The sequence below is a fragment of the Halobacillus sp. SY10 genome (assembly GCF_045401165.1).
GTDB classification, from domain to species: domain Bacteria; phylum Bacillota; class Bacilli; order Bacillales; family Halobacillaceae; genus Halobacillus; species Halobacillus aidingensis.
The window spans coordinates 2,063,167-2,082,696 of record NZ_CP174345.1 but is presented as its reverse complement, the minus strand read 5'-3'; the positions used below and the strand labels follow the sequence as shown (position 1 = coordinate 2,082,696).

The 19,530-nt window shown below is 43.1% G+C and carries 17 protein-coding genes; 1 reads left to right on the top strand and 16 read right to left on the bottom strand.

All coding sequences use genetic code 11. The features are described 5' to 3' along the window. Positions 1–48: 48 nt before the first annotated feature. From hflX to miaA, 5 genes are all read right to left on the bottom strand, one after another. Complete coding sequence (gene hflX, locus ACJA3J_RS10620) at positions 49–1,281, bottom strand: GTPase HflX (RefSeq protein WP_406946215.1); 1,233 nt, start codon at positions 1,279–1,281, stop codon at positions 49–51. Positions 1,282–1,361: 80 nt separating this feature from the next. Further along, the gene (locus ACJA3J_RS10615) at positions 1,362–2,306 is read right to left on the bottom strand and encodes an AAA family ATPase (protein ID WP_406946214.1); all 945 of its coding nucleotides are present in this window, start codon (positions 2,304–2,306) and stop codon (positions 1,362–1,364) included. A gap of 12 nt (positions 2,307–2,318) precedes the next feature. After that, positions 2,319–2,447, bottom strand: a complete 129-nt coding sequence (locus ACJA3J_RS10610; protein ID WP_258871568.1) for a hypothetical protein — start codon at positions 2,445–2,447, stop codon at positions 2,319–2,321. Between the two features lie 5 nt (positions 2,448–2,452). After that, positions 2,453–2,677, bottom strand: a complete 225-nt coding sequence (hfq, locus tag ACJA3J_RS10605) for an RNA chaperone Hfq (RefSeq protein WP_089652336.1) — start codon at positions 2,675–2,677, stop codon at positions 2,453–2,455. 45 nt (positions 2,678–2,722) lie between these two features. Beyond that, complete coding sequence (miaA, locus tag ACJA3J_RS10600) at positions 2,723–3,652, bottom strand: tRNA (adenosine(37)-N6)-dimethylallyltransferase MiaA (RefSeq protein WP_406946213.1); 930 nt, start codon at positions 3,650–3,652, stop codon at positions 2,723–2,725. 185 nt (positions 3,653–3,837) lie between these two features. On the opposite strand from miaA, the gene ACJA3J_RS10595 reads away from it, so the two are divergent. Continuing rightward, positions 3,838–4,197 (top strand): helix-turn-helix domain-containing protein, encoded by a 360-nt coding sequence (locus ACJA3J_RS10595; protein ID WP_089652338.1) that lies wholly within the window; start codon positions 3,838–3,840, stop codon positions 4,195–4,197. 108 nt (positions 4,198–4,305) lie between these two features. Here ACJA3J_RS10595 and mutL read toward each other — a convergent pair whose 3' ends face one another. From mutL to recA, 11 genes are all read right to left on the bottom strand, one after another. After that, positions 4,306–6,168 carry a DNA mismatch repair endonuclease MutL gene (gene mutL, locus ACJA3J_RS10590; protein ID WP_089652339.1) on the bottom strand — a complete coding sequence of 621 codons (1,863 nt, stop codon included), beginning with the start codon at positions 6,166–6,168 and terminating at the stop codon, positions 4,306–4,308. 13 nt (positions 6,169–6,181) lie between these two features. Beyond that, on the bottom strand, positions 6,182–8,764 hold the full coding sequence (gene mutS, locus ACJA3J_RS10585; protein WP_406946212.1) for a DNA mismatch repair protein MutS: 2,583 nt from the start codon (positions 8,762–8,764) through the stop codon (positions 6,182–6,184). Positions 8,765–9,036: 272 nt separating this feature from the next. Beyond that, the gene (cotE, locus tag ACJA3J_RS10580) at positions 9,037–9,612 is read right to left on the bottom strand and encodes an outer spore coat protein CotE (RefSeq protein WP_089652341.1); all 576 of its coding nucleotides are present in this window, start codon (positions 9,610–9,612) and stop codon (positions 9,037–9,039) included. A 169-nt stretch (positions 9,613–9,781) separates the two neighbouring features. After that, a complete protein-coding gene (locus tag ACJA3J_RS10575; protein WP_089652342.1) occupies positions 9,782–10,207 on the bottom strand; it encodes a RicAFT regulatory complex protein RicA family protein in 426 nt (141 codons plus the stop codon). Then, a complete protein-coding gene (gene miaB / locus ACJA3J_RS10570) occupies positions 10,208–11,779 on the bottom strand; it encodes a tRNA (N6-isopentenyl adenosine(37)-C2)-methylthiotransferase MiaB (protein WP_089652343.1) in 1,572 nt (523 codons plus the stop codon). A 751-nt stretch (positions 11,780–12,530) separates the two neighbouring features. Beyond that, entirely contained in the window at positions 12,531–13,706 is a 1,176-nt protein-coding gene (locus tag ACJA3J_RS10565) for a glycine C-acetyltransferase (protein ID WP_406946211.1), read from the bottom strand. A gap of 18 nt (positions 13,707–13,724) precedes the next feature. Beyond that, positions 13,725–14,765, bottom strand: a complete 1,041-nt coding sequence (tdh, locus tag ACJA3J_RS10560) for an L-threonine 3-dehydrogenase (RefSeq protein WP_406946210.1) — start codon at positions 14,763–14,765, stop codon at positions 13,725–13,727. 506 nt (positions 14,766–15,271) lie between these two features. Then, entirely contained in the window at positions 15,272–15,532 is a 261-nt protein-coding gene (locus ACJA3J_RS10555; RefSeq protein ID WP_008640081.1) for a stage V sporulation protein S, read from the bottom strand. A 108-nt stretch (positions 15,533–15,640) separates the two neighbouring features. After that, on the bottom strand, positions 15,641–16,438 hold the full coding sequence (locus tag ACJA3J_RS10550; RefSeq protein WP_089652345.1) for a TIGR00282 family metallophosphoesterase: 798 nt from the start codon (positions 16,436–16,438) through the stop codon (positions 15,641–15,643). A gap of 87 nt (positions 16,439–16,525) precedes the next feature. Beyond that, positions 16,526–18,088 (bottom strand): ribonuclease Y, encoded by a 1,563-nt coding sequence (rny, locus tag ACJA3J_RS10545; protein WP_089652346.1) that lies wholly within the window; start codon positions 18,086–18,088, stop codon positions 16,526–16,528. Positions 18,089–18,432: 344 nt separating this feature from the next. Continuing rightward, positions 18,433–19,476, bottom strand: coding sequence for a recombinase RecA (gene recA / locus ACJA3J_RS10540; RefSeq protein WP_089652347.1), 1,044 nt, complete (start codon positions 19,474–19,476; stop codon positions 18,433–18,435). Between the last annotated feature and the right edge of the window lie 54 nt (positions 19,477–19,530).

Below are 19,530 nucleotides of genomic sequence, written 5' to 3'. Positions count from 1 at the left end.
CCTCTTCCTATCTTGCAGAATTTCGTTGAATAAACGTTTTGTTCAAATTTATAATATTTGATGTTTCAATGGGTGCTCAGGATGGATGAAACCATGAAGAGCATAGCCTTCTTTTTCCTCATAAAAATGGATGCTCGTGATCATACTGTAGGCCTTGAATTGCTGCAATCGTTTCCCTTCAGAAGCTGGCACGAAAACGTCATACTCATACCACTCATCCTTTAAAACCTCTTCGATTTTATGAAGAACACGTTTACGGTCAATCGGATCATGAACGCTCACTGTCAACGATGGGAAGGAGTGTGGAATGAAATCCTCCTGCAGTAGATCTTTTTTATTATAAACGGTCAGGATCGGCAGTTGACCAGCTCCAAGTTCGTCCAACAATCTCAATACGGTCTTTTCCTGCTGCATGTGATCAGGGTGTGAAGCATCCACCATATGAACGATAAAGTCCGCTTCTGTTAATTCCTCTAACGTCGATCGGAAAGCCGCGATGAGCGTCGTTGGCAAGTCCTGAATAAATCCTACCGTATCAGAAAGGAGAGCCAAAAAACCAGAAGGAAGGCTCATTTGCCTTGTCAAAGGATCGAGTGTAGCAAACAATAAATCCTCTTCAAAGGACTGGCTGTCGGTCACTCTATTGAAGAACGTTGATTTACCAGCATTCGTATAACCGACGATTGCGACTTGAAAGGCACGGTTTTCTTTTCTCCGTTTTCGATACTGCTCCCGTTGTTTTACGACCGTATCCAACCGCTTCTTGATATCATCAATTCTACGTTGGATATGACGACGGTCGGTTTCCAGTTTGGTTTCACCAGGACCACGGGTACCAATCCCTCCACCTAACCGGGATAACGCTGTCCCTTGTCCGGATAGCCGTGGAAGTAAATATTGCAGTTGAGCAAGTTCCACCTGCAATTTCCCTTCCTTTGTACGCGCCCGTCCTGCGAAAATGTCCAGGATCAGCTGACTTCTGTCAATGACACGCACGCCGACCCTGTCCGCTATATTTCTAAGCTGGCCAGGTGATAACTCATCATTGAATATCACGAGTTCAGCTTCAGATTCCTCTGCTGCTTCTTTTATTTCTTCCAGTTTCCCCTCACCTAAATATGTAGCCGGGTGAACCCGGTCACGCTTCTGAGTAATAATTTTGCACACTTCTCCATCAGCGGTTTCCGTCAGTGATTGAAGTTCTTCCAAAGAGGACTGAAACCGTTCTTCTTGTTCGAATGGATCTTTTCGCGCAACTAACACGACCAATTCTTTTGACATCTGTCTCTTCACCTACTCTTCCGTCTACCTGTATCTTTCTCATCATAACAGAAAAATGTTTCCTATGAATGTACGACCGTTTAGATCAAGTCTGGTTCTTGTAAAGGAACATCAAAATCTTCCGCCTGAAGGGTCATCAGTGTTTTTTTCTTCGGATTCGGGGTGCTGATCACTCTCCAAGCATGTTTTCGAATCGCTTCTTCAATGAGGTTCCTTACATAGCGGGCATTTGAAAAGTTCTCTTCACGTCTGGTGTATACGTGGGCCAGATGCTGAAAAAGTTTTCGCTCCGCTTCTTTTGTTAAACAATATTCCCTTTCTTCAATCATTCCAAAAGCAATTTGCGTAAGTTCTTTCGCAGAATAATCCTTGAAAGAAAGCTGGATGGGGAACCGGGAAGCAAGGCCTGGATTTAAGGTCAGAAAATCCTCCATCTCATCCGGATATCCAGCAAGGATGATAATGCATTCATTATGATGATCTTCCATACATTTAACCAATGTATCAATCGCTTCTTTTCCGAAATCTTTTTCTCCACCTCTTGCTAATGAATAAGCTTCATCAATAAAAAGGACGCCCCCCAATGCTTTATGGATCAGGTCCTTCGTCTTTTGAGCCGTATGACCGATATACTCTCCTACAAGATCACTCCGATCGGCTTCGATGAATTGGCCCTTATCAAGCACCCCGACATCGCGGAATAAAGCAGCAACCATCCGCGCGATGGTCGTTTTTCCCGTGCCGGGGTTTCCATAAAAAACCATGTGCAGAACTTGCGCATTCGACTTCAATCCTGCTTCTTCTCTTTTCTTAGAAACGAGCACCTGTGCATAGATTTCTTTTACCCTGGTCTTTAAATCCTCCATCCCAATGATGGAATTGAAAAATTCCTCGATTTTCAGAAAAGGGGCGCCTGTCTGCTTGAGGGCGGCTGCTTTCCGATCAGGAATCGCTTTTTCTTTAGAATCATTCAACACAATATTGATTGTGCTGTTTGGTCTCACCGTTTTAGCCTGGGGTTGCACATCGATCCCTCCTCATTCTTCTTCATCATACGCATAGGTGGGGTTACCTGTGACAAACGCCCAAGGATGATTATGCAGATCATTTCCTCCATCCATGAAAGAAGCGGATGCCTTTAAAGGCACCCGCTTTTTTGCTTCCATTTACACTATTCTTTATCCAATGAAACATTTTTTACAGGAGCAAATGTTGAAATTGCATGTTTGAAGATCAATTGTTGCTTTCCTTCCGTCTCCAACAAGACAGTAAAATTGTCGAAGGCTTTAACGATGCCTCTCAATTGAAAGCCATTGAGTAGAAAGACAGTCACCTGCATGCGTTCTTTCCTTAATTGATTCAAATAATTGTCTTGGATATTAACCGATTGGGCCATGGATCTTCCTCCTCTTTTCTATCTGTAATAATACGATTCTACGCATTAGTCTATCTTTCCTGCTAAATCGCCTAAAATTGTTTCAAATTTCTCCTCATAGTTCGAAGGAGATACTTCATACCAGTTGATATCCATTTTGTTCTTGAAGTACGTGTACTGACGTTTGGCATAGCGCCTGGAATTACGTTTAAGCAATTCAATAGCTTCCCCAAGTGTACATGAACCTTCGAAGTAAGGAATCAATTCCTTATACCCAATCGCCTGCATTGATTGAGAGTCCTTCAATCCTTGTTCATAGAGATTTTGAACTTCTTCTAACAAACCCTGTTCAATCATTTGATCGACCCTACGATTGATACGATCGTACAGTAATTCCCGGTCCATCTCCAGCCCGATTAACAGTGGGTTAAAAGGAGATTCTTTCTGCTGCTGATGATGGCGCTCACTCATCATCTGGCCTGTCGTTTCATAAACCTCAAGGGCTCTTAGTACACGTCTTTCATTATTCGGATGAATTTTTTCTGCTTGTTCGGGGTCAATTTCAACAAGGCGTTTGTACATATAATCTCTGCCATTTTCCTTCCATTCTTTTTCAAGCTTCTCCATGATGGAAGGATCCTTTTTTTGTTCTGAAAAATGGAAGTTAAAAAGTGTTGCTTGTATGTATAAGCCTGTCCCCCCTACCAAAACCGGAAGCTTCCCCCGCTCATGAATTTCCCAGATTAACGCTTGCACATTCTCCTGGAACTCAGCAACTGAAAAGTGCTCCGCAGGATCTTTAAAGTCAATCATATGATGCGGGATGCCCTGCATCTCCCCTTTGGTCACCTTCGCTGTTCCGATATCCATCGTCCGGTAAATCTGCATAGAGTCTCCACTAATCACTTCTCCATTAAAACGCTGAGCGATTCGGATCCCCAGATTCGATTTTCCGACTGCTGTAGGACCGACCACTGAGATCACCAATGGTTTCACACTCCCACCTCCTTCACACGTCTCTATTATACATGAATGGCTCTACAATCATACCTCAGCTCATAAACTAACGCAATCCGTTACCACTACTAACGAGTTCCGTTACAAATATTCAAAATATTCGTTAGTCGTACTATCGCATTTCGTTAGTCTGTGTTATAGTATAGAAAAGGAGGCGTCTTAAAGTGGTTCATGAAAGAATTCGTTCACTTAGAAAAGAAAGACGTTTAACACAATCGATGTTAGCTGAAAAAGTCGGTGTGTCCCCACAAGTCGTGTCGAATTGGGAACGGAGTTACACTTCACCAGATCTTGAAGATCTCACGAAGATCGCTCACGCTCTCCATACCACCGCAGATTATCTCCTCGGGTTAAGTGATGAACAAGAGGATGAAATGCGCGAGATTAAGCAGCTCCTGGAAACGAAGGGATACACAAAACCTGTTTTTTTTGACAAGAAAGCATGGTTTGGAATTCAGCCGGAGGATATTAAACAAATCGATAACTATTTTCGTTTTCTTCTCCAGCAGAAGAACATCTCCTAATCCCCTACTCTGTCATTCGTACTTATATATAAGTTGATTATAAAAACATTATGTAAACAAAATAGCAAACAAAAAAGAGAGACTCCCGCTTCGGAGTCTCTCTTTTAATTACATCACACGTTTGAACATTTTTTCCATCTCATACTCTGAAAAGAAAACGATGATTGGACGTCCATGAGGACAAGTAAAAGGATCGGTCGACTTTCTCAAATCTTCTAAAAGATGAAACATATCGGTTTGGTTCAAATAATGGTTCGCTTTGATCGATCGCTTACACGACATGAGTATCGCCGCTTCTTCTCTTAGTTTAAGAATATCAATCCGATCTTCTTCCATCAGCTGCTGAATCATTTCATCAATAACTTCCTCTTCAAATCCTTTCGGGAACCACTGGGGGTGACTGCGCACGATATAGGTCGTGTCTCCAAATGGTTCAAAAAACAATCCCACTTTTTCCAGTTCGCCTTTGTACTCTTCCATCCTTAACGATTCAGCCTTCGAAAATTCAAAAGTCATCGGTACAAGGAGTTCCTGTACTTCATGGTCCACTTCCGAGAGTTTGTCTCTGAAGAATTCGTATTTGATCCTTTCTTGAGCCGCATGCTGATCGACGATATACATACCTTCCTCATTTTGAGCAAGGATGTATGTTCCATGCAGCTGACCAATCGGATGCATGGTCGGGACTCTTTTCTGTTCACGAGGAGGTCCTTCTTTTTCGACTTTATCTTCGGACTGTACGCTCTCTATTGAAGCAGAGGTATCTGTGTCGAATGTCGGGTTCATCTCTTTGATTAACTCTTCCTGTTTTTTTTGGAAACCGTCGTCTTGGAGTAGTCCTTGCTCACTTTTCACTAAATGGTCCACCGTGGATTCCCGCTCGCGATGAGCATCCTCCTCCCTCGTATGGTAGAGGTTAAAGGATTCCTGTGTCGTTTTTTCTTTTGCAGGCTTAGATGCCGGCTGTGACACATCAGGAATGAGTGTTTGTTTGCGAAAGGCCTGCCGAACGGTCTCTTCTAATAAATCATACAATTCCTTTTCTTTACTAAAACGCACTTCCATTTTAGATGGATGAACATTGACGTCGACTAGGATTGGATCCATGTCTATATTTAAAACGACAATCGGACTTTTCCCGATCGGCAACAGGGTATGATAGCCTTGCAAAACAGCTTTATTTAAAGGAATGCTCCGAATGAAACGACCGTTGATAATCGTTGACATATAATTTCTTGATGCACGGTAAACTTCGGGTTTCGCAATATATCCATCCACCTTAAAGTCCGCGGTTTCCATCTCTATCGGGATCATTTTTTTAGCGACATTCATTCCATAAATGTTCGCTATGACTTGGAGGAGATCTCCACGTCCATTCGTCTTAAAGATCTGCTTTTCATTATGAGTACAAAGGAACTGCACTTCCGGATGGGCTAAGGCCGTACGATTTAAAACATCCGTCACATGACCTAGCTCGGTATGAATGGTTTTCATATATTTCAACCGGGCCGGCGTATTGAAAAACAATTCCTCAACCGTAATGTCTGTTCCTTTTCTCGCATCACTTTTTCCTCTGGAGACGAGATGTCCTCCTTCGAGATTCATTTTCGTCCCAGCACTGTTTCCAGTAGAGGTTTGGATACTCAAGCGGCTCACTGCAGCGATACTTGCTAATGCCTCTCCCCGAAAACCGAGGGACCGGACATGGAAAAGGTCATTTTCATCAAGAATTTTACTCGTTGCATGGCGATGAAAAGCAATTTCACAGTCCTCTTCATCCATTCCCGCACCATCATCGGTAATCCGGATGCGCTGCAATCCGGCTTCCATTAAATCAATCTTCACCCATGTGGCACCTGCATCAATACTGTTCTCTACCAGTTCTTTGACGACAGAGGCTGGGCGTTCAACAACTTCTCCGGCCGCTATTTTGTTGGCTAGGTGGTCTGGCATCAGTCGGATCCGCGCCATCTCTGTTCCTCCTTTACGATTTCAAACGTTTTTGCAATTGGTACAATTCATTCATAGCGTCCATCGGAGTCATTTCCATTAGATCTAATGACTGTAGACGCTTTTCTATATGAGAAGCCTGCGGTTCCATTGTCCGCTTTTTCTCCGGCTTCGATTCTTCAACAAACAAACTTAGCTGCTCCTCTTCTTCTGGGGAGGTTGAGGCTTCATTTTTGACGGGCCCATTTTCAAGCTGATCCAGAAGGGCGGTTGCTCTGTTGATCAGCGGATCAGGCAAGTGTGCAAGCTTCGCTACATGAATACCGTAACTTTCATCCGCAGGTCCATCTTTAATCTGATGGAGAAAGACAACATTGCCTTCATACTCTTCCGCTCGGACATGGACATTTTTTAAACGCTCAAGCTGTTCATCCAATGAGGTCAATTCATGATAATGGGTAGAGAATAGCGTTTTCGCTTTAATCTCCCCATGAATATATTCCACAATAGCCTGAGCCAGAGCCATGCCATCATACGTACTTGTCCCTCTTCCTATCTCATCAAGAAGGATCAAGCTGTTTTCCGTCGCATGCGTCAATGCATGGTTTGCTTCCAGCATTTCGACCATGAATGTACTATGACCAGAAACAAGATCATCGGCCGCACCAATTCTTGTAAATATCTGATCAAAAACTGGTAAACTCGCAGACTGGCACGGAACAAAAGAGCCCATTTGACCAAGAATTGCCGTCAATGCAAGCTGACGCATGTACGTACTTTTACCGGACATGTTTGGTCCTGTAATCAGTAACACATCAGTCTCTTCATTCATGTAAATATCATTCGGTACAAACGTTCCTTCCTGCATCACTTTCTCTACAACAGGGTGACGACCTTGACGGATGTCCACCACACGTTGCTCCCGATATTCCGGTCGTACATATTGATAGGATTCTGCTACTTGAGCAAAACCTTGGAGAACATCAATGCGGCTGATTTGGTCTGCCAGCTGTTGAAGTCTTTTGACGTACGCCTTCACCTTTTCACGGACCTCGAGAAACAGTTCATACTCAAGCTCCACACTTTTCTCCTGGGCTTCGAGGATCATCGTTTCTCTTTCTTTCAGCTCTGGAGTAATGAAACGTTCGGCATTTGTAAGGGTCTGCTTCCGCTCATACCTTCCTTCAGGTAGATGCCTCAAGTTCGCTTTTGTCACTTCGATATAATAGCCGAACACACGATTATAGCCGACTTTCAAGGATTTGATTCCTGTTTCCGTTCGTTCCCTTTGTTCAAGCTCTGCAATCCACTGCTTTCCATTCTTGGAAGCACATCTATAGTCATCCAACTGTTCGTGGAAGCCGTCCCGAATCAAGCCCCCCTCTTTTACAGAGATCGGAGGGTCATCGGCGATGCTTTCTTGAAGAAGTTCTTTTAAATCATGAAGCGGATCAACATTGTCATATAGCTTTCCTATGGAAGGATGGTCGAATTTTGAAAGCGTCGTTAAGATATCCGGAATATGACTTAATGAATTTCTCAACTGGATCATATCCCTGGCATTCACATTGCCAAAGGCAACTCTTCCAGCTAAACGTTCCAAGTCGTAAACATTCGATAGCTCATCTCTCAAGGTCTCTCTCTCAAAAAACTGATCAAGAAATCCTTCGACCTGGTCATGCCTCATAGCAATAGCATCCGCTGATAACAACGGACGCTCCATCCACTTTTTAAGCATACGCGCGCCCATGGAAGTGATGGTTTTATCGATGACAGAAAGAAGGCTTCCCGCTTTTCCTTTCTTTCTAAGAGTTTCCAACAATTCTAAGTTTCTTTTGGAATACATATCGAGGGTCATAAATTGCTTCAATTCAATCACTTTCACAGGCTGCAGATGATCGAGTGACCTTTTTTGCGTATGCTGGATATAATTGAGAAGCCTCCCGAAGCCGACTAAAAGCTTATCCTGATGAACCTCCTCAACAAGAGGTTGAAATTCAGGAGCAATCTCCGTCACGTCCTGATGAGAAACCGTGTAATCCAAACGATCGATCAACATCTGTTTATACTCGACATCAAAATCATTGGATACCACCACTTCTTTGACCGGCCGGCTGTACAATTCACTCATAGCCGCGTCAAAACCTCCCGGAATAAGAGCTACACTGTTTTCTCCGGTCGTGAGATCATTGTAACTGACGACGTATGAGCCATCTTCAAATGCACTCAGTGAAGCCAAGTAGTTGTTTTCCTTTTCATCGAGCATGCTGCCTTCCATGACCGTACCTGGAGTGATCAGTTGGACAACTTCCCGTTTCACAACCCCTTTCGTCGTTTTCGGATCCTCGACCTGCTCACAAATAGCAACCTTGTACCCTTTTTCAATCAACTGCTTTATGTAATTGTCTGCGGAGTGATAAGGGACACCGCACATGGGGATTCTTCCGTTTGAACCTCCGTCCCTGCTCGTCAATGTAATTTCAAGTTCCTGGGATGCTTTCGTTGCATCCTCAAAGAACAATTCATAAAAATCGCCTAACCGGAAAAACAGAAAGGCATCTTTTTGGTCTGCTTTAATTTTTAAATACTGCTGCATCATGGGTGTGTATTGTGCCATAAGGTTAAACCTCCAAAACGTGCATAAGATTCTCCACCCATTATAGCATACGAGGCAAATAATCTTACACGGAAGAGCATGACATTATTAAAGTATACGTCAGGATGCTTGAAGACTCAGTTTCGAGATGTTTCTTGAGTGGATGGGGATCCGGGGAATAACTCGCTTTCCGCGGGAGCGCGGTGAGCCTGAAAGGGAGCTATTATATAATTATCATAAAATATTTGAAAGCAAAAAAAGAAATCCTCGCTGTAGCAGCAAGGATTTCATCATTAATCGTGACTATCGTGATCTCTGTCTGAAGAAGATGGAAGGAAGTCCGTTTCGATGGCTGAAAAATCATCGGAAGACAAATCATAATCGTAATCATCATCATGGCCGCAACCATGAGGATCCACTTTCACACACAATTTTGTTTCACCTATGACATCTACAACAAACTCTCTCTCTACTTCCACAACGATCTTTTGCCCATTTCCTGAGATGTTCGCTTCTAAACAGTTCGGTTGCTGTACGACCTTAGCGATTACCTCAAAGTCATCATGTACACAATTATCATCTTTCACTGCCAACTTGACGTGATCACAATAACTGACACGCTCTGTAACGACTTCTGTTTTTGTATTGTCGTTATACGAATACCAGACGTTTACATCGTAACTGCCAGAGATTTCAACGTGATCTCCTTTCTTTTTGGCATTGTAGATGTGATTGATGACCCAACAACCTAGGATACTTGTCGGACGGTGCGAAGGGCTGATGGTGTGTGTGGATTCTGTAAACTTTTTACCTTTAGCGATTACAGCTTTTGTAATGATCTCTCTGTAATCTCGTTCAAAAAAAGACATAGGGTTTCACTCCTCCTTATTCTACCACCCATCCTATGTTTGGTTGGGCGAATGGTGACTAACGGGAAAATGGCCTAAGGACGTGTTTAATTCATTCTATGCAATAGCCTATAAAATTGTACAAAAAAAACCGCCAGAGGGGGAAAACCCTCTGACGGAAGTGTATGCATCAATGGCTGCAACCATGACTTGATTTATTTGAACCTGTTTCTCCTTGCAGGATATCCCCGCCCGTAGAACGGATAACCTCATTTGTAACTTCACGTGAAATCGTGTTCGAAACCATTTGAAGGATATCATTAATAATGGTTTGTGAATCTTTGAATTCTGCAACGACCGGAATCTCATCGAGCTCATCTTGAAGACGATCGATTTCTTTTTCAATCTTCTGAAGAGCTTCCGTTTTCCCGTAAGCTTGAAAGTTAACCGCCTGCTTTTGCAAAGCTTTGATTTTCTTAATATGAGATTGAACCTTTTGATTGTCATTTAATTTCGCTTCCAATTGCTTGAAACGATCGATTTCTTCAATATCAGCCATCATTTTAGCCAATTTTTTTGCTTCTTCTACAACTTGTTGTCTCGTATACTGTGCCATTTATTTCACCTCTGCGTTGATTTCTACTAACTCTCCATCAAGGGACCAAGTTTTCGCTTTGGTCACTCTTACTGGTACAATTTGCCCGATTGTAGACTCAGGTGCACGGAAGTTGACCAACTTGTTCCGCTTCGTGTACCCTGCTAGCACATCCGGATTATTCTTACTTTCTCCTTCTACAAGGACATCTACAATTTCACCTTCGTATGCTTTCATGGCGTCTGCAGATTGCTGGTTGACGATTTTATTCAACCGCTGCAAACGATCCTTCTTCTCTTCCATTGAAACGTTATCTTTCATCTTAGCTGCGGGTGTATTTTCTCTTGGAGAATAGATAAACGTATAAGCAGCTTCAAAGCCGACTTCTTCCACAAGGGATAACGTATCCTGAAACTGTTCTTCGGTTTCGTTCGGAAACCCGACGATGATATCCGTCGTAAGGGTTGCATCTGGCATCGCTACACGAATTTTGCGAACAAGTTCAAGGTACTCTTCCCTCGAGTATTTACGGCCCATGATCTTCAAAATATCGCTATTTCCTGACTGGACCGGTAGATGGATATGGTCAAGCATATTACCACCTTTAGCAAGCACTTCAATTAAACGATCGTCAAAGTCTCTTGGGTGGGAAGTTGTAAAGCGAACCCGTGGAATATCAATACTCCGCAGTTCATCCATTAAGTCACCGAGCCCATAGGCCATATCCAAGTCTTTTCCATACGCATTGACGTTTTGGCCAAGGAGTGTAATTTCTTTATACCCTTGAGCCGCCAAATGCCTTACTTCCTGAATGATGTCTTGCGGTAAACGGCTTCTTTCTTTTCCTCTTGTATATGGAACAATACAGTAAGTGCAGAATTTGTCACAGCCATACATAATGTTTACCCAAGCCTTGATTTTTCCTTTTCGTGATCTTGGAAGGTTTTCAATAATGTCCCCTTCTTTCGACCACACATCAATTACCATTTCTTTCCCGAACATCGCTTCTTTTACCAGCTGCGGGATTCTATGAATATTATGTGTACCGAAAATAAGATCGATAAATGGGTGTTTTTTTAGAATCCGGTTTACGACAGACTCTTCCTGTGACATACATCCACAGATTCCGATAATCAAATTCGGATTTTCCATTTTCAAAGGCTTCAAGTGTCCGATTTCACCGAACACCTTATTTTCTGCATTTTCACGGATGGCACAGGTATTCAATAGAATGATGTCCGCTTCTTTTGTATCCTTTGTGGGTTCATAACCCATTTCTTCAAAAATCCCTGCCATGACTTCAGTATCATGTTCGTTCATCTGGCATCCGTATGTACGGATCAAATATTTTTTACCCTTGCCTGCTTGATCCATATCTTCAGGAATTTCAAAATCATAATGTACATCTGTTTCTTTCCGCTTCCGGCGTTGTGCATCCCTCATGTTCGGAGGTTGGTATGTCGTTTCAAAATATTTAACAAAATCTTCACTAGTTTTTTGTTTCAGTCGATTTAAGTTATCCTGTTCTGCTTTAGCATCAGCCGTGGAAGACTGACGAATTTGTGACATTTCCTTACGTTGCTGTTCGTTCATAATGATCTCCTTTCAAGCCGAACCTTCTAACTGTACCATTATATCAAGTTTTACATGATAAATTAAGCGTAAACATGAATTCCACCTTTTTTCATCCATTTTCCAAGTAGTTATTCAACAATATGGCAGGATTGTGGAAGACTCGATTTCGAGACTTTTCGGGGTTCGATTGCCATGTTGAGCGTCAGGTGTGGCCGGGAAGCTACTCGCTTTCCTGCGGGGGAGTGGCAAGCTTCCTCGGACTTCGTCCTGCGGGATCTCGCCTATCTCCTTTCTCCCACGGGAGTCTCCCAGCTTCCCAACCACCCCATTCCATGAAGGGGAGAAACGAACCCATTTACTGTGGGAGGGCGCCTTCCACTATCCTGTTATTATAAGCATAAAGCGCTCTATAACAAGCTTTTCGCATGCAGAATAGTGTGCTTAGGAGTTCATTCCCATCCAATAACCATGTGCATAAAAGCAGCTAATTCCGAAAGTGGTTTCGAGATACTTAAATGGCAAAGGGGTGGAGGGGAATGAGGTGACTCCTGCGGGAAAAAAGTGCTTGGTGAAACCCCACAGGACGCAGTCCGAGGAGGCTCACCGCGCTCCCGCGGAAAGGGAGCCATTCCCCGCAGCCCCCATCCTCTCAACAAAAGTCTCGAAACTGAGTCTTCCAGAAAAGGGAGCGTTTGTTTAATTGGGGAAGTGCTGTTTTTATCAATTAAAAGAAGCCAGCTATGCGATTTCATAGCTGGCTTCTTCACTATTACAAGATCCCTAATTTCTTACCGACTTTTTCGAAGGCATCGAGAGCTTCTTGTAGTTCTTCTTTTGAATGTTCTGCTGTAACGATTGTTCGGACGCGTCCCTTTCCACGCTGGACTGTCGGGAAGACGATTCCTTGTGCGAATACTCCTTCTTCGAACAGTTCATCGGAGAATTTGTGTGTCAAGGCATCATCCCCAACCATGACAGGAGTTACCGGTGTTTCACTGATTCCCGTGTCAAATCCAAGAGCGTTCAGACCATCTTTGAAGAATTTTGTATTGTCCCAAAGTTTTTCGATCAGTTCTGGCTCTTCTAACAATACATCAATCGCTGCATCATTCGCAGCCGTTACTGCTGGCGGGTGGGATGTACTGAACAAGAACGGACGTCCTTTATGAATTAAGTAATCTCGAAGGGTCTTTGTACTTGCCACATACCCTCCAAGTACTCCAATCGCTTTACTGAGTGTTCCCACTTGAATGTGGACGCGGCCATCCAGGTTGAAATGGTTGACTGTTCCACGTCCGTTGTCACCAAGAACCCCACTCGCATGAGCATCATCCACCATAACAAGAGCATCATACTTTTCAGCGAGTTCTACGATTTCCGGTAGAGGAGCAATATTTCCATCCATGGAGAAAACGCCATCGGTAACGATTAATCGTGTACGATAATCGCCACTTTCTTTCAACGCTGATTCTAATGACTCCATGTCGACGTGCTTATAAATTTTACGATCCGCTTTTGTTAAACGAATCCCGTCGATGATTGAGGCGTGATTCAACTCATCAGAGATGACTACATCTTCTTTACCTAGAATAGAAGATAAGACACCCTGGTTCGTTGTGAAGCCGGATTGGAATACTAACGCAGCTTCTGTATGTTTGAATTCCGCTAACTTTTCTTCAAAATCTTCATGCATTTTCAATGTACCTGCAATCGTACGAACAGAACCTGTTCCGACGCCATATTCTTCATTAGCTTTTTCCGCTGCTTCTTTCATCTTCGGGTGTGAGGTAAGCCCTAGATAGTTATTGGAAGAAAGTTGAATCACTTCTTTTCCTTTGATTGTCACTTTGGAACCTTGTGCAGATTCCAGAGGGATTAACGTACGGAACGTCCCTTCTTCCTGCATCTCGTTTAGTTCTTTTTGCAAGTATTCAAAGCCTTTCATAAAACATCCTCCTTACAATTATGGGTGTAAAACTACTTTTCCACATTGGCCCTGATTCATCAAGTCAAAGCCCTTCTCAAATTCTTCAAGCTTTAAATGGTGAGTAATCAGTGGAGTCACATCCACCTGTTGAGATTGAAGGAGCCTGGAAACCTGCTGCCACGTTTCGTACATTTTTCTTCCAGTAATCCCTTGAACCTCTACGCCTTTGAATACGATATCATTCGTCACATCGAGGCTTACCCTCTTCGTAGGTAAACTTAGAATGGAAACACGGCCGCCATTGGTAATCATTTTAAATCCTTGGTCCATTGCTACAGGATGTCCACTCATTTCACAAACGACGTCTACCCCATGGCCATCTGTTAACTCTTTAGCTTTTTCAACAGGATCGATTTCTCCAGAATGAATCACGGTTGTAGCTCCCATTTTCTCAGCAAGTTCAAGACGATATGGATTCAAATCAAAAGCAAGTACTTGAGATGCCCCAGCTGCCTTGGCTACGCCTACAGCCATCAAACCAATAGGTCCACAACCGATGATGGCTACTGTTTTCCCTGCTACATCGCCATTTAGAACCGTATGTACAGCATTCCCCATCGGCTCTTGAATAGAAGCGATGTCTGTTGGCATTTCATCAGGGTTCCTCCATAGGTTATCTGCTGGAAGCGCTACATATTCTGCAAAACACCCCTGCGTATCCACACCAATAATTTTAGTGTTTTCACAAATATGGAATTTACCCGTCAAGCATTGCGGACAGTGTCCACAAATAAGGTGAGTCTCTGCACTCACATAATCTCCTGCTTGGAAATTATGAACCTTACTTCCTACTTCCATAATCTCTCCTGAAAATTCATGCCCGAAAACGTAAGGTGGTTTGACGCGGCTTTCAGACCACTCATCCCAATTATATATATGGACATCCGTCCCACAAATCGATGTCGCTTTCACACGAATCAATACTTCATCATCACGGATTTCCGGAATCGCAACTTCTTGCATTTGCGCTCCTGGAGCTCGGTGATGCTTAACGATCGCTTTCATCGTTCCATTCACAGTGAACACTCCCAACCTCTAAAAATCATTATTAAACCTCTTATACAGACAATATTAACATGGATTGAGGAAAACGCAAACTCACCTGTCCACTGTGAAGATACAATCGCTCATATCATACCACGTTCTATTAACCTCTATTAAATATCCATTTCCACTGCATACAAGCTCCCTATTCTTTCAGACCTGAATGGAGAGATGTTTGATGAATAGACCGGCTCAGTCGGCGCGGAATAGCACACTCTCCAACCACCACTGCATCTTAATATGGTAATAAACACCCGTTAGCTTAAAGATGAACCTCACATAAGCTGCTATATTGTTGAATATCTTTCTTTTGAAAAACCATTTATACTAAAAAACGATCTCTATTAAAAAAGGGCGCACTCGATTGTGAGTACACCCTTTTCTTTCCATTCTATTTTTCTTTCATCCATAAAGACAAGGTATTCGCTAGCAAACATCGTAAGTACGCGAAACTTATAAAAACGCTTGTTTTTTTACGCTCATCGAGGTTCGACGATCAACTTAATCGCTGTTCGTTCCTCCTCGTCGATCATGATATCTGTAAATGCCGGAATGCAAATCAAGTCCATGCCACTCGGGGCAACAAACCCTCTTGCGATGGCAACGGCTTTAACTGCCTGATTCAATGCTCCGGCTCCGATCGCTTGAATTTCGGCCGTTCCGCGCTCTCGTACTACGTTGGCCAAGGCTCCTGCTACTGAATTAGGTACGGATTTGGCTGATACTTTTAAGACTTCCATTACTAGCTCCTCCTTCAATCACTATAGTTGTTCCATAACTACTATATTCTTGGAGATGTAGGATATTACCTTTTCATTATGAATGAATTTGTCGCAAAATTCAAATAATCAATGAAAGAATGGATGGTCATCGTTAATTAAAATACGCTGGACTTTTGTAGATTTTCCTGTCTTATCATCTACATCCACCAAGAAAGCACTCAGTTGTGCTCTTCCCTTTTTTGGAACTTCAAAACGTACAGGTAAGTTTGTAAGAAAACGCTTTAAAACCGCTTCACGTTCCATTCCCAGAATTCCGTCATAAGGCCCTGTCATACCTACGTCAGAAATATAGCCCGTTCCTCCTGGCAGGATTCTTTCATCTGCTGTCTGTATATGGGTGTGTGTCCCTACATTCACACTCACTCTGCCATCTACATACCAGCCCATTGCCTGCTTTTCACTTGTTGCTTCTGCATGAAAATCCAGAAAGATGATAGACGTGCGTTTTTTTGCTTCTTCTATCAGCTCATCGATTTTTCTGAATGGATCATCATTTGGAGACAAGAACGTACGCCCTTGCAAGTTAATAACGGCGACCTCACCCTTAGGGGTTTTGACAAAAGTAATCCCCTTACCAGGCGTGCCTTCAGGATAATTGGCAGGGCGGACAAGGTATTCCGCATCATCGATAAATTCAAAAATCTCCTTTTTATCCCACGCATGGTTGCCAAGTGTTACGGCTTGGGCACCTTTTTCAAGGAAGCGACGGTAAATTTTTTCGGTAATGCCTTTCCCTGACGCTGCATTTTCCCCGTTCACAATCGTCACAGCAGGCTGATATTTCTGCTTCAGTTTCGGTAAGTATTCGTCAACCATTTCCCGTCCTGGTGAACCCACGACATCACCTATAAATAAAATTCTCATAAAACAAAACCCTTCCTTCCGCAATTGTTTCTTTATTGTACCCGTAAAAACAGAAATGAAGCGACCAAGAAGGCCGCTTCATTCATTTTATTTCGCATACTCCACAGAACGTGTTTCACGAATAACGGTAACTTTAATATGACCTGGATAATCGAGTTCTCCCTCGATGCGATTTCGAATATCTCGTGCTAATCTTGTTGCTTCAAGATCATCAATTTCATCAGGACGAACCATGATACGAACTTCGCGTCCAGCTTGAATCGCGAATGACTTCTCTACGCCATCATAAGACTCTGAAATCTCTTCCAGCTTTTCAAGACGTTTGATGTAATTCTCTAAGGTTTCACTTCTGGCTCCAGGACGTGCCGCAGATAGAGCATCGGCAGCAGCAACAAGTACAGAAATGATTGAAGTCGGCTCTTCATCACCATGGTGCGATGCCACAGCATTGATGACCGTTTCATTCTCTTTGTACTTCATAGCCAGTTCTTTACCGATTTCCACGTGGCTTCCTTCTACTTCATGGTCAATGGCTTTACCAATATCATGAAGCAGTCCTGCACGACGGGCCAGGGTTTCATCTTCTCCAAGTTCAGCAGCTAACAAACCGGAAAGGTATGCGACTTCCATTGAGTGTTTCAAGACGTTTTGCCCGTAACTAGTACGGTACTTCAGACGTCCTAAAATCTTAATCAGATCTGGGTGGAGACCATGAACACCTACTTCAAAAGTCGTCTGTTCACCAACTTCTCTGATGTAATCATCAACTTCTCGTCTGGACTTGTCCACCATCTCTTCAATACGAGCTGGGTGAATTCGTCCATCCTGCACTAACTTCTCAAGGGCCATTCTTGCTGTTTCTCGTCGAATTGGATCAAAGCCTGAAAGGATGACAGCCTCAGGAGTATCGTCAATGATTAAGTCAATGCCTGTCAGTGTCTCTAATGTACGAATGTTCCGGCCTTCACGTCCGATGATGCGGCCTTTCATTTCGTCATTAGGAAGGTTGACAACAGAAACGGTCGTTTCAGCCACATGATCGGCTGCACAACGCTGAAGGGCAAGAGAAAGAATGCTTTTCGCTTTCTTATCCGCTTCTTCCTTCGCGCGGTTTTCCGCTTCTTTGATCATAAGGGCTGACTCATGCGATACCTCTTGTTCGACGCGTTCTAAAATCATCTGCTTCGCCTGGTCTGATGTTAAGCTTGAAATGCGTTCAAGCTCTGTTTGTTGTTCTTGAAGCATAGCTTTCACTTTGCTTTCCATTTCTTCAATTTGTTGTTGTCTCTCGGCAAGAGTCCCTTCTTTCTTTTCGAGTGAAAGATCACGTTGGTCAAGCGTTCCACTCTTACGATCAAGATTCTCTTCTTTCTGAGTTAAACGATTTTCAGTTTTCTGCAGTTCCATGCGGCGCTCGCGGATCTCGTTCTCCGCTTCCTGGCGAAATTTCTGGTTCTCTTCTTTTGCTTCAAGAAGAGCTTCCTTCTTGGCTGATTCAGCATTGCGATGACCTTCTTCCACAATCTGTTTCGCAAGGTCCTCAGCACTGGAAATTTTCGCTTCCGCAATCGATTTCCGAATAAGATAACCAACAACAGAACCGATGATAAGGGCAAGCAAAATGAAGATGAGCGAGGATATTATATCCATAATTTCACCTCCTCTTGCTATGAACTTGGTCCGTTTGTCGGCAATTACAAACGTTTCATTTTCAGTTTCATTTGTTTAAGATAAGGGTATAAAGATGAAAATGATACACATTCATTTTATGCTTGACTATACGGAATGTCAAGGAAACGCCCTATGTATCTGCTAACATATTCAAATATTTAAAAATGTCAGTCTATTAATTTTACATTTCGAGACCGGAGCGCTTTTAAAAAAGCCCTGAATAACCCTAAAAATAGTTCTTGATATTGACTTCGAAAAATCAAACATATTAAAAAATCGAGGATGAAACAATTGTTTCATCCTCGATTTTTATACTAAAACGATTAAACGTCCAACGTTTCCTGACTTTCTTTATTATCGGCATCTGCAGTTTCTGGATCAGCTTCCATGCCATAATGGTCTCGAATCAATTTTTTCACTTCTTCGTAGACCTCTACATTTTCTTTCAGGAATTGTTTCGCATTCTCACGGCCCTGGCCAAGTCTATCATCCTTATATGAATACCAGGAACCACTCTTCTGGATGAGATCGAGGTCTGTTCCGATATCAAGCAGTTCCCCTTCTCGAGAAATTCCTTCTCCGTACATAATATCTACTTCCGCCTGTCTGAAAGGAGGGGCCACTTTGTTTTTGACTACTTTCAAGCGGGTTTTATTTCCGACCATTTCGTTTCCTTGTTTCAAAGTCTCCGCACGACGTACTTCCAAACGAACAGAAGAATAGAATTTCAGCGCACGGCCACCAGGGGTTGTTTCAGGGTTACCGAACATAACTCCTACTTTTTCACGAATCTGGTTAATGAAGATGGCCGTCGTTTTCGATTTATTTATGGCTCCAGAAAGCTTACGAAGCGCCTGGGACATTAAACGGGCTTGCAAACCAACGTGTGCATCACCCATTTCCCCTTCAATCTCAGCTTTCGGTACAAGTGCTGCTACAGAGTCGATGACAACCATATCAACGGCCCCACTACGGACAAGAGCCTCCGCGATTTCTAAAGCCTGCTCTCCTGTATCCGGTTGAGATAGTAGAAGTTCTTCAATGTCTACACCCAATGCTCTTGCATAGACAGGATCAAGGGCATGCTCTGCATCGATGAAAGCTGCCTGACCGCCTTTTCTTTGAGCTTCTGCAATAGCGTGAAGCGCAACAGTCGTTTTACCTGAAGATTCTGGTCCATAAATTTCTACAATTCTTCCACGCGGGTAGCCGCCGACTCCAAGGGCCACGTCAAGAGCGAGTGATCCACTCGGAACCGTGTTCACTTTCTGCTCAGCGCTTTCCCCCAGCTTCATAATAGAGCCTTTTCCGAATTGCTTTTCTATTTGACGTAATGCCATATCTAATGCTTGTTTACGATCGCTCATTATATACCGCCTTTCAATTTTTCTATCCCTATCATAACTTGTTTTTGATCGTTT